This is a genomic window from Mycobacterium hainanense (assembly GCF_041890355.1).
GTDB lineage: Bacteria > Actinomycetota > Actinomycetes > Mycobacteriales > Mycobacteriaceae > Mycobacterium > Mycobacterium hainanense.
In genome coordinates this window covers 4,184,348-4,198,179 of the sequence record NZ_CP169059.1, presented here as the reverse complement: position 1 = coordinate 4,198,179, position 13,832 = coordinate 4,184,348, and the positions used below count along the sequence as shown (strand labels likewise).

The window sequence follows — 13,832 nt, the reverse complement described above, 5'->3', positions numbered from 1 at the left end:
TGCGGTGCCATGGACAGCACGCAGCGCAACCTGGTGTATTTCTCCTCGGTGTCGGAGAACACCCATCGCTTCGTGGAGAAGCTGGGTGTTCCCGCCACGCGGATACCGCTGCACGGGCGCATTGAGGTCGACGAGCCGTACGTATTGATACTGCCCACGTACGGGGGCGGCCGGGCCACCCCGGACCTCAATGCCGGTGGCTATGTCCCCAAGCAGGTCATCGCATTTTTGAACAACGAGCAGAATCGGTCGTTGATCCGCGGTGTCATCGCCGCGGGCAACAACAACTTCGGTGCCGAATTCGCCTATGCGGGCAACGTGATCTCACGCAAATGCGGCGTTCCGTACCTCTACCGCTTCGAACTGATGGGAACCCCGGACGACGTGGAAGCCGTCCGCGCGGGCTTGGAAGATTTCTGGAAGGAACAGACGTGCCACCAACCGTCACTGCAGAGCCTGTAACGTCCGGCGCGCATGCGTTGCCCGGTGAGACGGACTACCACGCGCTGAACGCGATGCTGAATCTGTACGACGCGGACGGCAAGATTCAGTTCGACAAGGACGTGCTGGCGGCGCGGGAGTACTTCTTGCAGCACGTCAACCAGAACACCGTTTTCTTCCACAATCAGGACGAGAAGCTCGACTACCTGATCCGCGAGAACTATTACGAGCGTGAGGTTCTCGACCAGTACTCGCGCAACTTCGTCAAGTCACTGCTGGACCGCGCCTACGCCAAGAAGTTCCGGTTTCCGACGTTTTTGGGCGCGTTCAAGTACTACACCTCCTACACGTTGAAGACGTTCGACGGGAAGCGCTACCTGGAGCGCTTCGAGGACCGTGTGGTCATGGTGGCGCTGACGCTGGCCGCCGGCGACACCGGCCTGGCCGAGAAGCTCGTCGACGAGATCATCGACGGGCGGTTCCAGCCGGCCACCCCGACGTTTTTGAACTCGGGAAAGAAGCAGCGCGGCGAGCCGGTGAGCTGCTTTCTGCTGCGCATCGAGGACAACATGGAGTCGATCGGGCGATCGATCAACTCGGCGCTGCAGCTGTCGAAGCGCGGCGGCGGGGTTGCGTTGCTGCTGACCAACATTCGCGAGCACGGCGCGCCGATCAAAAACATCGAGAACCAGTCCTCGGGCGTCATCCCGATCATGAAGCTGCTCGAGGACTCGTTCTCCTACGCCAACCAGCTGGGTGCGCGCCAGGGCGCCGGCGCGGTGTACCTGCACGCGCATCACCCCGACATCTACCGGTTCCTGGACACCAAGCGGGAGAACGCCGACGAGAAGATCCGGATCAAGACGCTTTCGCTGGGTGTCGTGATCCCCGACATCACCTTCGAACTGGCCAAGAAGAACGAGGACATGTACCTGTTCTCGCCGTACGACGTCGAGCGGGTCTACGGGCTGCCGTTCGCCGACATCTCGGTGACCGAGAAGTACTACGAGATGGTCGACGACGCGCGGATCCGGAAGACCAAGATCAAGGCGCGGGAGTTCTTCCAGACGCTGGCCGAGTTGCAGTTCGAGTCGGGTTACCCCTACATCATGTTCGAGGACACGGTGAACCGGGCCAACCCCATCGAAGGCAAGATCACCCACTCCAACCTGTGCTCGGAGATCCTGCAGGTGTCCACGCCGTCGGAGTTCAACGACGATCTGTCGTATTCGAAGGTGGGCAAGGATATTTCGTGCAACCTCGGTTCGCTGAACATCGCCAAGGCGATGGATTCGCCGGACTTCGCGCAGACGATCGAGGTGGCGATCCGCGCGTTGACCGCGGTGAGCGACCAGACGCACATCACGTCGGTGCCCTCAATCGAGCAGGGCAACAACGAGTCCCACGCGATCGGGCTGGGGCAGATGAACCTGCACGGCTACCTGGCCCGGGAGCGCATTTTCTACGGCTCCGAGGAAGGCATCGACTTCACCAACATCTACTTCTACACGGTGCTCTACCACGCGCTGCGGGCGTCGAACCGCATCGCCATCGAACGGGGAAGGGCGTTCGGCGGTTTCGAGCGGTCGAAGTACGCCTCGGGCGAGTTCTTCGACAAGTACACCGAGCAGGTGTGGGAGCCGCAGACCGACAAGGTGCGTCAGCTGTTCGCCGACGCGGACATTCGCATCCCCACGCAGGACGACTGGAAGCGGCTGAAGGAGTCGGTGCAGGCGCACGGCATCTACAACCAGAACCTGCAGGCCGTCCCGCCGACGGGGTCGATCTCCTACATCAACCACTCGACCAGCTCGATCCACCCGATCGCCAGCAAGGTGGAGATCCGCAAGGAAGGCAAGATCGGCCGCGTCTACTACCCGGCGCCCTACATGACCAACGACAACCTGGAGTACTTCCAGGACGCCTACGAGATCGGCTACGAGAAGGTCATCGACACCTACGCCGCCGCCACCCAGCACGTCGACCAGGGGCTTTCGCTGACGCTGTTCTTCAAGGACACCGCCACCACCCGTGACGTGAACAAGGCGCAGATCTACGCCTGGCGCAAGGGCATCAAGACGCTGTACTACATCCGGCTGCGTCAGATGGCTTTGGAGGGAACCGAGGTCGAGGGCTGCGTGTCCTGCATGCTCTAGGACGGGCAATCAAGGGTCAGGTATCGATACTGCGCCCCTTGATGAGAGCCGCAGCCCGTTCGGCAATCGCATAGACGGTGGCCAGCGTGTTGCTCGAGGGTAGCGAGGGCATGACAGACGCGTCCGCTACGCGGAGTCCAGTGATGCCGTGGACCCGAAGCTCGTCATCAACCACGGAATGCTGAGTGTGCCCGAGGGCGCAGGTCCCCGCCGGGTGGAAGTAGGGGCCTACCGTCTGTTTCATGAACTCGCGCAACGCTTTTCTGCTGCCGATTCCCGGTCCCGGCGCCAGCTCCGCGCCGCGCCAGGCGTCCAGCGCGGATGCGGTACCGATCTCTCGGGCTATCAAGAGACCCTCCACCAAAGTCTCCGCGTCGCGTGCATCCCCGAGGTAATTGGGGTCGACGAGGGGTGCCGTGTCGGCGGCCGGTCCCGCCAAACGCACGCTGCCGCGGCTGAACGGCTGCATCGCGGATACGCCGATCACGTAGATATTCGGCATGTCGAGTCCGGCCAAGGCGCCGGTGTCCACGAACAGAATCTGTAAGTCAGGCGCTGCTACGGCGGATGGGGAGCGGATCATGCCCATTATTTCGCCGTGGTTGTGCCGTGGCGTCGGAATAGGCTGAGCCGCTTGGAATATCACCCCGGTGAATGGGTGGTCGTGCAAGTTGGATCCTACGCCAGGCAGGTCAAGCGCAACATCTATGCCGAGGTCGCGTAGATGGTTTTGCGGTCCGACACCCGACATCATCAGCAGTCGCGGTGAGCCAATTGCACCGGCGCACAACACGACTTCGGCTGCCAGCGCCACAGTCGGAGCCTGGCCCGCGACGCGGTACTCCACTCCGCTACAGCGCCCGCCGGCGATTCGTAGCCGGTGAACGACGGCATCCGCGACCAGAGTCAGGTTCTCGCGGGGAAACACCGGCCACAGATAAGCATCCGCCGCGCTCTGCCGGAGCCCGTTGCGAATCGTCACGTCCGGCGCTGCAAAACCCCACTCAAATCCGCTGCTCAGATCCTGCGCAGGCGGGTGGCCGCACTGCAACGCGGCGCGCAGCCCGGCAGCAAGTACCTCGTTCGGCGACGCCACGGGAGCGACGTGCAGGGGGCCTTTCTCGCCGCGCAACGCAGGATCACCGCTGGGTGCGCACTCACTGGCTTTGAAGTAGGCCAAGAGGTCGTCGAATCGCCAGCCGGGTGGCCAATCGGTGTAACTATCGCGGTGTCCGCGGGCGAACATCATGCCGTTGATTGCCGAAGACCCACCGATTCCGCGCCCGAGCGGCAAATGCACCGCCCGTCCGGTTGCCGCCTGCACCGTGGTGAGACGGCCTCCGTCGGCAGAACTCTTGATCAGCGTCGGCCACTGCGGCGGTTGGGCGCTGCAAGGCGGGAGGGTGGCACTTCCCGCCTCTAGAAGCAGGATCCGGAGGTTGCTGTCATCGCTCAGTCGGCGCGCCAAGACGCACCCGGCGGTACCCGCGCCCACGACGATGAAGTCATATGACTCAGTTTCTGGCAAGACTAGGCCTCTCCTCAGGCGTTGGGGGGAAACACATTTCAATCGGTGTCGAGCACCATAAGACGGCGAGCGGCCGGCCATCAAGGCCAGCGCACCACGGCTGGCTTCGGCACCACCGCGTATTCCGGCCATCGGCCGCGTTATTCGGGTAGACCGGGGGAGCTCACGTCCCTAGCTTGTATCTCGGAGGGCGGCCGATAGGAAGGACCCCCCGGATAGAAAGGCATCGCATTCTCGTAAATATGACTGGCCATCAACGTGTTCCAGCAAGCGGCACCGCCGCGTGAGGTTTCCATGCCCCCGACCCGGGCGTCTGGTGCAGGGTGCTGTCCGCGTGAACCGGCGCCGCGCAGGCGCCGATGTGCGTAGACCGTTTGTTGCACGCATCATCCGGAAGTATTCGCTCGCGGTGGTGCTCGCCTGGATTGCCTTGCTGGTGGTGGTCAACACGGTCGTCCCGCAGCTCGAGCCCGTCACCGAGGCAAACCGCGGCCCCCTGGTCCCTCTGGATGCGCCGTCGGCGAAGGCGCTCATCCACATCGGGGAAGTGTTTAAGGAATCCGACAGCAACAGCCTGGTCATGGTCGTGCTGGAGGGTTCCCGCAAACTGGATCAGGCTGACCACTCCTTCTACGACACGCTGGTCGCCAAACTGCAGCACGACAGGCACGTTCAGTACGTCATGAATCTGTGGGGCGAAGGAACGACGGCTGCGGGTGTGCAGAGTAATGACGGTCAGGCGTCCTACACCTTGGTGCGGGTCGCTGGCGATCAAGGTTCGTCGCTGTCGGACGAGTCCATCCGTGCGGTGCGTGATCTGGTCTCGCACACCAAAACCCCGCCGGGACTGAAAGTCTACGTTTCGGGTGCGGCACCGTTGTCGGCAGACATGCTCGAGGTCGGCAACAAGAGCCTCATCACGATCATGTTCGTCACCATCGTCCTCATCACCATGATGCTGCTGATCGTCTATCGCTCGATAACGACCGCGCTGCTGATCCTGTTCATGGTGATGATGGAACTGATCTGCGGACGGGGCATCGTCTCGTTCCTCGCCTTCCACAAGTTCACCCAGATATCCGAATTCGCGTCGAACATTCTTGTCTCCCTGATCCTGGGCGCGGGCACCGATTACGCGATCTTCTTGATCGGCCGCTACCACGAAGCACGCCATGCCGGTGAAGATCGCGAAACCGCTTACTATTCCGCAGTGGGCAGCGTGTCCCACGTCATTCTCGGGTCCGGCCTGGCGGTGGCCGGGGCAACGTTCTGCCTGCAGTTCACCCGACTGAATTACTTCAATACCTGTGGCATTCCATGCGCTGTGGCGATGCTCACCGCAGTCGCGGCTGCTTTGACATTCGGTCCGGCGTTGCTCGCGCTGGGCAGTCGCGTGGGACTGTTCGATCCGAAACGTCCTGCAGGAGCAGGTATCTGGCGCAAGGTAGGGACACTGGTCGTGCGCTGGCCTGGACGGCTCCTGCTGGCGAGTTCCATGGTGGTGCTGGTCGGCTCGGTCACGCTATTGTCCTACCGCCCCAACTATGACGACCGCGCCTACATCGCCGATGACATCCCGTCGAAGCAAGGGTATGCCGCAAGCGACAGGCACTTCCCCGTGAGCCGGTTGAACAGTGACATGCTCCTGTTGGAATCCGATCATGACATGCGTAACAGTACGGACATGATCGCGCTGGAAAGGGTTGCGCACAACGTCTTTCACACGCCGGGAGTAGCGATGGTGCAAGGCACCACCAGGCCTTTGGGTGCGCCGCTCGAGCATTCATCATTTACCTACGCCGTGGGCACGATGGGAACAAAGATCAAAGAATTGTTACCCTTCCTCGCCGATCTGAACAACCGGCTCACGGACATGGCCGCCGTCACCGACCGATTGACAGCTCTCCTGCATCACCAGCAAGAGTTGACCTCGCGACAGGCAGGGGCCGCGCATATCGCGGCCGATGCCGCTCAAAACATCAAAGAGGTCAGCGATTCGATGCGGGACGACATCGCTGACTTCGACGACTTCTGGCGCCCTCTTCGCAGTTACTTTTATTGGGATAAGCATTGTTTCGACATCCCGATCTGCTGGTCGCTGCGGTCGCTCTTCGACGTCACCGACAAGTTCGACCAGCTGACGGACGAGATGGACAAGAACCTGAATGCCGCATTGATTCAAGATGCTGTGACGCCACAGCTCGTCGGACTGATCGGCCAAAACGTCGGCGAACTCGACCACATGCGCCGAATCATCTCGGCCGAGCACAGCACGATCACACCTCAGTTGACCCAGTTGGATGAGCTGGGCCGCCAACTGATGGATCTGGGTTACGCTTTCGACAGCTCGAAGAATGACGATTTCTTCTATTTGCCGCCGGATGCCTTTCAAAATCCCTACTTTCAGATCGACCTCCGGTTCTTCGTGTCTCCGGACGGCAAAGCGGCGCGGTACATGATCTACCACGACGGAGAGGCACTCAGCCCCGAAGGTATCAAGCATGACCAGGCCTATCTGCCTGCCGCCAGGGAGGCGTTGAAAGGCACCACGCTCGCCGGATCGCGCGTCTATCTCGGAGGCGCCGCGGCGACGTACTGGGACATCCAGGAAGCCTCGCGGAACGACCTTTTCATCGCCGCGACAGCGGCTTTCGCGATGATTTTCCTTGTGATGCTGCTCATCACCCGAAGCGTTGTCGCAGCATTGGTGATCCTTGGAACCGTGGCGTTCTCCTATTCCGGAGCGTTCGGTCTGTCGGTCCTCATCTGGCAGCATCTATTGGGCGTCCCGCTGAGCTGGCTGAACCTGCCCCTCACCTTCCTCATCTTGGTGGCGGTCGGTTCCGACTACAACCTGCTACTCATCGCTCGCTACCGCGAGGAAGCCAAAGCGGGTTTGAACACCGGCCTGATCAGAGCGGTCGCCAACTCCGGCAAAGTCGTGACCACAGCGGGATTGGTCTTCGCCGTCACCATGATGGCGATGGTCTCGAGCGATCTGGTCAACATCGGCCAGATGGGTTCAATCATCGGCCTGGGTCTTCTGCTTGACACGCTCATCGTGCGTTCATTCATCACGCCCGCGGTCGCACGCTTGCTCGGGTCGTTCTTCTGGTGGCCCCAGTGGATTCCACCCAGACCGTCGCGTACGACCACCGAACGTCGCGCCGCCCCGGTCCTGGTAGAAGAACCGCCCCTAGTGCATGGCGAAAGAAGGTTGTAGGCAATGAATATCGAGAGTGCTGCTTCTGCGCCCGTCCGACCGCAGGATGTGGTACGGCTACGAACCGAGGTCAGGGGTTCGGTGTTGTTGCCCGCTGACGCGGGATATGACGTCGAACGCGCCGTGTTCAATTTGAATCACGAGCTGACGCCTGCTCTGATTGTGCTGGCGGAGAACGCGATCGATGTCCAGGCGGCGGTAGCGTTCGCGGCACGACAGGGGCGGCCGGTTCTGGCAAAAGCGACCGGACACCAGATTGTCGGGACGGCGCAGGATGCCGTCCTGATCGCCACACGGCGAATGAGCGATGTCGACATCGATGTGGTGCGCCGCACGGCCAGAGTCGGCGCCGGAGCGCTATGGGGCGACGTCGTCCGGAAGGCAGCCGAGGCGGGCCTCGCGCCGTTGAACGGGTCGAACCCCACGGTAGGAGTCGTCGGTTATACCCTGGGCGGCGGTCTCAGCCCGACCCTGGGCCGCTCCCGCGGCTATGCCGCCGACTACGTGCGCGCGCTCGATGTGGTGACTGCGGACGGCGAATTCCGGCATGTCGACCCGGATTCGGACCCTGAATTGTTCTGGGCACTGCGGGGCGGCAAGGGCAACTTCGGGATCGTCACGGCGATGGAGTTCTCTGTGTTCCCCGTGTCGCGCCTCTACGGCGGTGGCATCTATTTCGCAGGGGCACGGATGGCCGACGTGCTGCGGGCCTGGACTGCGTGGCACCCGCACACACCCGAGACAATGATCTCCTCGTTCGCGGCGCTGCGATTGCCGACGCTGCCAGCGATACCTGAACCCCTGCGCGGCGTGTTCACAGTGGCCGTGCGGATCGCGTACGACGGCTCCGTTGAAGACGGCGAACGGATGATCGCACCGCTGCGGGCGGTGGCGCCGCCAATCCTGGACACCGTGGCGGACATGCCGTACGCCGCGGTCGCATCGATCCACGACGAGCCGACCGAACCGTTGCCGTACTACGAGCGCAGCATCATGCTGCGGGAATTTCCCGGGGCGGCGCAGGACAAGTTGGTCGATCTGGTCGGCCCTGGATCCGACACCACAATGTGGATCGCTGAAATGCGCGCCCTGGGCGGAGCCTGGGACCGAGATCCGTTGGTGCCCAACGCCGTGGCGACCCGGGGCCTGCCGTATGTCCTGTTGGGTGTCGAGGTTGGTCCGCGGTCCGACGAACAGCGGCTCAAGGAGTCGGTCGCTGCGCTGCTCGACGGCATGGCGCCCTGGCGGGGAGAACGCCTGCTGGTGAACAATCTTGCTCCCGACGAAGCAGACGACGCCGTAGCCATCTATGGCCGCGAGTGCTACGAGCGCCTCGCGCGCGTCAAGAGGATGTACGACCCGACCAACATGTTCCGCCTCAATCACAATGTGGCGCCGGCGCCGCATGCCCTCTGATGGCCTGAATAGGCAAGGACCGCAACGTTTATGAATGATTCCTGCCATCGTCGACTTGGCGACAGACTTTGGCTGCCGGCCGTGGTGGCCGTCGTGGCCGTCGTGGCGGGCGTCACCATCCAACATGCTCACGACGTATTCGGCTCTCAGGACCGAACCCGCAGCCCGGACAACAAGTTCTCGATAGCTCAATTCAATCCCAAACGCATCGAATACGACATCTTCGGTGATTTGGCAGGATGGGGAAGGGTCAGTTATTGGGACATGAATTCGCACGCGATCGCCATTGAGCTGATGGCGCTGCCCTGGACACACACCGAAGTGACGGTATTGACAACGGCCACCGCCGATATCACGGCGCAAGTGGCCGGAGGAAGTATTGGCTGCCGCATCACCGTCGACGGCAAGGTGCGCTCCGAGCACACGGCCGAAGGAGAGCATGCCGGCGTCTGGTGCCAGGTGCTGTCCGCATGAGCCGCAGTAACACCGCGCCACGACCGTCGAGTCAGTCGCGTGTTCGCACTAGCGAACGTCGGGGTCGAAGTCCAGCAGTGCCTGGACGATCTGTTGCGGGTCGTAGTCGACCGCCTGATGTCCTTGACCTTTCAACGTGACGACCGTCGCGCCAGGTATTCGTGCTGCTACGGCCGCGGTGGCCGCCCGGAAATAGGCGGGGCTCTCACTGCCTAGCACCAAACGGACCGGGACGGTGATCGCCGCGAGCCGCGCTGGCGGGCGGTAGGCGCGGGCCTGCGCGAGTTCGCGGCCGGCGGTACGGCCTATCGATGCGGCGAGGTACGGGAACTCGCGATCCGCAAGGTCCTTGATGTCTGACGGCGGCAGGTGGAGCGTCACACGATAGAACGCCTCGAGGATGTCGCGCGGGTCGGACATGGCGGCGATGCGGGCCACGCCCTCCGGCGAGCCGACGTCGAAGCCCGACGACGAAATTGGTGGGTCGTACAGCATCACCCGGCGGAAAGCACGTGTGATCGTGGCCGCTTCGAGAACCGCCAGGGCGCCGTAGGAATGGCCGAACACGTAGACGTTGCCGCCGAGGGCTTCGGCGATGGCCGCGACGTCCTCGGCTTCGCGGGCCAAGCTGTAAGGCTCGACCTCAGCGGTGCTCAGCCCGCGACCGCGGCGGTCCATCGCGTGGACGGTGTAATGCTTCGCCAGGGCCGGTAGCACCGGTGACCAGCGGGCGCGGGTGCCGGTGCTGCCGTGGACGAGCAAGAGGGGTGGACCGGTACCGACCGATTCATAACCGATCCGAGTTCCGTCGGGGGAGACCACGGTGTTCATGTCGAATGCAACGCCGCCGCCTTCCCTGGGTGGCTGCACATCGTGCCTTGATTCCCACAGAATGCGCCATGGCCGAACGGGCAAATTCCGCACATCTGTCTGTCGCTCGCAATGCGCCATCTTTTCCACGGAAACGGACGCCTTGGCTTTCCGGCGGCACACGCGACGTGCGGTCGTCGTTGTCATTACCGAACGTCACAAGTCGACGAAAGGTGTCGAATGAGTCGCACGCTGCCGGGCCACAGTCGCATGAGCGATGTGCTGCGCATTCGTCTTGACACGGCGGATCCCGACGATGCATGCACCCGCATGGCAGCTCTCTACTGTCCCCACCGGCTCACCCTCGAAGGCAGCAAGGCCTCCTTCCGTGCCCGGCATGCCGAAGGGGGTAGCAGGGGGCTCGGTGTCTACTCGCTGACTTACGGCGCGGGGACTACGGTGCTGGACTCGTTTGCGTTCGATGACTTTGTGCTGGTTTCCCAACAAGTCAGCGGTCGGCTGCTGGTCAGCACGGACACCGGCGAACGGTTGCTGGTACCCGGCGAGCACGTTGTGTTGGATGCCCACACCGCCTATCGCCTGCGCTGGCAGGAGAACTGCAGCATCTTTCACGCGCGGATCCCTCGTAGTGCACTCGAGACGACGGTCGCTGAGTTCACGGGCGCGAGTCACCTGAATTCCGTTCGCTTCCCACTGAGTTGGCGTCCGTCCAAGCCGGGCGCGGCGGCCGTGGCACAGGTGATGCACGTGCTGCTCCGAAATGCCGGTCCGAACGGCCTCTTGGCTTCCGGACCGTTATTGTCGGCCCAGATGCGTCGCATGTTGATAGCGAGCATCGTCGAGGCATACCCTGCGGTTCATCGCGCGGCCCATGACGAACTCCGCGGCCGCATAAGACCCCCGGCCGTGCGTCGTGCAATCGCCTACCTCGAGGACAGGGCAGCCGAGGACGTCCGCATCCAGGACTTGGCGGCCGCGGCGCGGCTGAGCCCCCGCGCCCTCCAGGAGGCGTTCCGTAACCACTTGGACACGACCCCGATGGCCTACCTGAAGTCGATCCGTCTCGCGCGCGCACATGCAGACCTGTGCCGGGCGTCCGCCGAGGACGGGGCGACCGTGGCAGCCGTCGCGTACCGCTGGGGGTTCGCCAACCTCGGCCGATTCGCAGCCGACTACCGCCGGGAGTTTGGCCGCACTCCCAGCGAGGTACTGCGCGCACGGTCATGACACGGTGACGTATCGGCGGTCTGCCCAGGTCAGGGGCTCGGCGGGCGCCCGGAGGGGTATGGTGCTTGACGTGGTGAGAATTCCGCGACCGCCGCACCCCAGCGTCAAGCCGCCCGGGGCGAAGGTCGACGCGCGCAGCGAGCGCTGGCGCGAACACCGCAAGAAGGTGCGCGGCGAAATCGTCGACGCGGCGTTCCGGGCCATCGACCGGCTCGGACCCGAGTTGAGCGTGCGCGAGATCGCGGAGGAGGCCGGCACCGCCAAGCCGAAGATCTACCGGCATTTCCACGACAAGTCGGACCTGTTCCAGGCCATCGGGGAACGGCTGCGCGACATGCTGTGGGCGGCGATCTTCCCGGCGATCGACCTGAAGACCGATTCGGCGCGCGAGGTGATCCGGCGCGCCGTCGACGAGTACGTCAACCTCGTCGACCTGCATCCCAACGTGCTGCGGGTCTTCATCCAGGGCCGTTCGGCGGCCAGCCCCCAAATCCTCAACGAGGGCCGCGGGATCACGCTGGCAATGGCCGACCTGTTCGACAACGAGCTGCGCGAAATGGAGCTCGACCACGCGGCGTTCGAGCTGGCCGCGCATGCCGCGTTCGGTTCGGCCGCCTCGGCCACCGAATGGTGGCTGGGCCCCGACCCGCAGAGCGCCCGCCGCATGCCGCGCGACCAGTTCGTCGCCCATCTGACGACGATCATGGTCGGGGTCATCGTCGGCACCGCCGAGGCGCTGGGCATCGCGATGGACCCTGACCAGCCGGTGCACAGCGTGGTGCCCAGCAACCCCGCGGCGAGCTGAGGACCGCTGAAGACTCCGTCACGTTGACATCGTTTCGGCGATCGTCAACACTCGTGCCATCCGATACCCTGGGTACTGGGTATCTGGGGAGCTAACAGGAAGATCGATCCACCGTGACCGACGTTGTGACACACGCCGAACCGACATCCGCACACCAGCCCGTGCACACCCGCGCCATCATCATCGGGACCGGGTTTTCCGGCCTGGGCATGGCGATCAAGCTGCAGCAACAGGGCGTGGACTTCGTCGTCCTGGAAAAGTTCGGCGATGTCGGCGGCACCTGGCGCGACAACAGCTACCCCGGCTGCGCCTGCGACATCCCATCGCACCTGTACTCGTTCTCGTTCGAGCCCAAGCCTGACTGGAAGAATCCGTTTTCCTACCAGCCCGAGATCTGGGACTACCTGAAGGGCGTCACCGAGAAGTACGGCCTGCGCCGCTACATCGAGTTCAACTCGCACGTCGACCGGGCGCACTGGGACGACGACGAACAGCGCTGGCACGTCTTCGCCAAAGACGGCCGCGAATTCGTCGGGCAGTTCCTGATCTCGGGCGCGGGCGCGCTGCACATCCCGTCCCTGCCCGATATCGAGGGCCGCGACGAATTCCGCGGTCCCGCTTTCCATTCCGCGGAGTGGGATCACGCCGTCGATTTGACCGGCAAGCGGGTGGCGATGATCGGGACCGGCGCCAGCGCGATCCAGATCGTGCCGGAGATCGTCGGTCAGGTCGCCGAACTTCAGCTCTACCAGCGCACCCCGCCATGGGTGGTGCCGCGCTCCAACCCCGAGATCCCGGTGGCGGTGCGCCGGGCCATGGCGAACGTCCCGGGCCTGCGGGCGTTGGTGCGGCTCGCGATCTATTGGGGGCAGGAGGCGTTGGCCATCGGCATGACCAAGCGCCCCAACGCGCTGAAGTTCATCGAGGCCTACGTCAAATACAACATCCGCCGCTCGGTCAAGGACCGCGAACTGCGCCGCAAACTGACCCCGAGCTACCGCATCGGGTGCAAGCGAATCCTGAACTCCTCCACGTACTATCGCGCGGTCGCGGACCCGAAGACCGAACTCATCACCGATCGCATCGCGCGGATCACGCCGACCGGGATCGTCACCGCCGACGGCACGCAGCGCGACGTCGACGTGATCGTCTATGGCACCGGATTCCACGTCACCGACTCCTACACCTACGTCCAGATCAAGGGCCACAACGGCGAGGACCTGGTGGACCGCTGGAACCGCGAGGGCATCGCCGCCCACCGCGGCATCACCGTCGCCGGCATGCCCAACCTGTTCTTCCTGCTGGGACCGAACACCGGCCTGGGTCACAACTCGGTGGTGTTCATGATCGAGTCGCAGATTCGCTACGTCGCCAGCGCGATCAAGACCTGCGACAAGCTCGGCGTGCAGGCACTCGCGCCCACCCGCGCCGCGCAGGACGCCTTCAACGACGAGTTGCAGCGCAGGCTGGGGCCCTCGGTGTGGAACAGCGGCGGTTGCGCCAGCTGGTACCTCGACGAGCACGGCAAGAACACTGTGCTGTGGGGCGGCTATACCTGGGAGTATTGGCGGGAAACGCGCTCGGTCAATCCCGAGGAGTACGAGTTCTTCGGCAACGGGTCGGGCGCCAAGCGCTTGGCGGCGGCCGCGCAGGGCTGAGCCGGCAACGCGCTGCGTGCCACCACCGAGTTATTTGCCTTCATTCGGGTTCTGAGCCGCCGCCGAGCTTTTA

10 protein-coding genes are annotated in these 13,832 nt (G+C 63.5%); 8 read left to right on the top strand and 2 right to left on the bottom strand.

The genetic code is table 11. From position 1 onward, the window contains the following. Positions 1 to 9: 9 nt before the first annotated feature. Positions 10 to 462 carry a class Ib ribonucleoside-diphosphate reductase assembly flavoprotein NrdI gene (nrdI, locus tag ACEL92_RS19545; RefSeq protein WP_374022326.1) on the top strand — a complete coding sequence of 151 codons (453 nt, stop codon included), beginning with the start codon at positions 10 to 12 and terminating at the stop codon, positions 460 to 462. Then, complete coding sequence (gene nrdE / locus ACEL92_RS19540) at positions 432 to 2,597, top strand: class 1b ribonucleoside-diphosphate reductase subunit alpha (protein WP_374022325.1); 2,166 nt, start codon at positions 432 to 434, stop codon at positions 2,595 to 2,597. The genes nrdI and nrdE overlap by 31 nt, the downstream gene beginning before the upstream one ends. Positions 2,598 to 2,613: 16 nt before the next feature. Here nrdE and ACEL92_RS19535 read toward each other — a convergent pair whose 3' ends face one another. After that, positions 2,614 to 4,125 (bottom strand): GMC family oxidoreductase, encoded by a 1,512-nt coding sequence (locus ACEL92_RS19535; protein ID WP_374022324.1) that lies wholly within the window; start codon positions 4,123 to 4,125, stop codon positions 2,614 to 2,616. Between the two features lie 361 nt (positions 4,126 to 4,486). Here ACEL92_RS19535 and ACEL92_RS19530 point away from each other — a divergent pair, with 361 nt between their 5' ends. The 3 genes from ACEL92_RS19530 to ACEL92_RS19520 are packed head-to-tail and all read left to right on the top strand — an operon-like array spanning position 4,487 to position 9,238. After that, positions 4,487 to 7,348 carry an RND family transporter gene (locus ACEL92_RS19530; RefSeq protein ID WP_374026286.1) on the top strand — a complete coding sequence of 954 codons (2,862 nt, stop codon included), beginning with the start codon at positions 4,487 to 4,489 and terminating at the stop codon, positions 7,346 to 7,348. A gap of 3 nt (positions 7,349 to 7,351) precedes the next feature. Further along, entirely contained in the window at positions 7,352 to 8,764 is a 1,413-nt protein-coding gene (locus ACEL92_RS19525; protein WP_374022323.1) for an FAD-binding oxidoreductase, read from the top strand. 30 nt (positions 8,765 to 8,794) lie between these two features. Beyond that, positions 8,795 to 9,238, top strand: a complete 444-nt coding sequence (locus tag ACEL92_RS19520; RefSeq protein ID WP_374022322.1) for an MmpS family transport accessory protein — start codon at positions 8,795 to 8,797, stop codon at positions 9,236 to 9,238. Positions 9,239 to 9,286: 48 nt separating this feature from the next. Here ACEL92_RS19520 and ACEL92_RS19515 read toward each other — a convergent pair whose 3' ends face one another. After that, entirely contained in the window at positions 9,287 to 10,069 is a 783-nt protein-coding gene (locus tag ACEL92_RS19515; RefSeq protein WP_374022321.1) for an alpha/beta fold hydrolase, read from the bottom strand. 219 nt (positions 10,070 to 10,288) lie between these two features. On the opposite strand from ACEL92_RS19515, the gene ACEL92_RS19510 reads away from it, so the two are divergent. The 3 genes from ACEL92_RS19510 (at position 10,289) to ACEL92_RS19500 (ending at position 13,759) form a co-directional block, all read left to right on the top strand. After that, positions 10,289 to 11,296 carry an AraC family transcriptional regulator gene (locus ACEL92_RS19510; RefSeq protein WP_374022320.1) on the top strand — a complete coding sequence of 336 codons (1,008 nt, stop codon included), beginning with the start codon at positions 10,289 to 10,291 and terminating at the stop codon, positions 11,294 to 11,296. 70 nt (positions 11,297 to 11,366) lie between these two features. Continuing rightward, complete coding sequence (locus ACEL92_RS19505; protein ID WP_374022319.1) at positions 11,367 to 12,101, top strand: TetR/AcrR family transcriptional regulator; 735 nt, start codon at positions 11,367 to 11,369, stop codon at positions 12,099 to 12,101. Between the two features lie 113 nt (positions 12,102 to 12,214). After that, a complete protein-coding gene (locus tag ACEL92_RS19500; protein WP_374022318.1) occupies positions 12,215 to 13,759 on the top strand; it encodes a flavin-containing monooxygenase in 1,545 nt (514 codons plus the stop codon). The last annotated feature ends 73 nt before the right edge of the window (positions 13,760 to 13,832 follow it).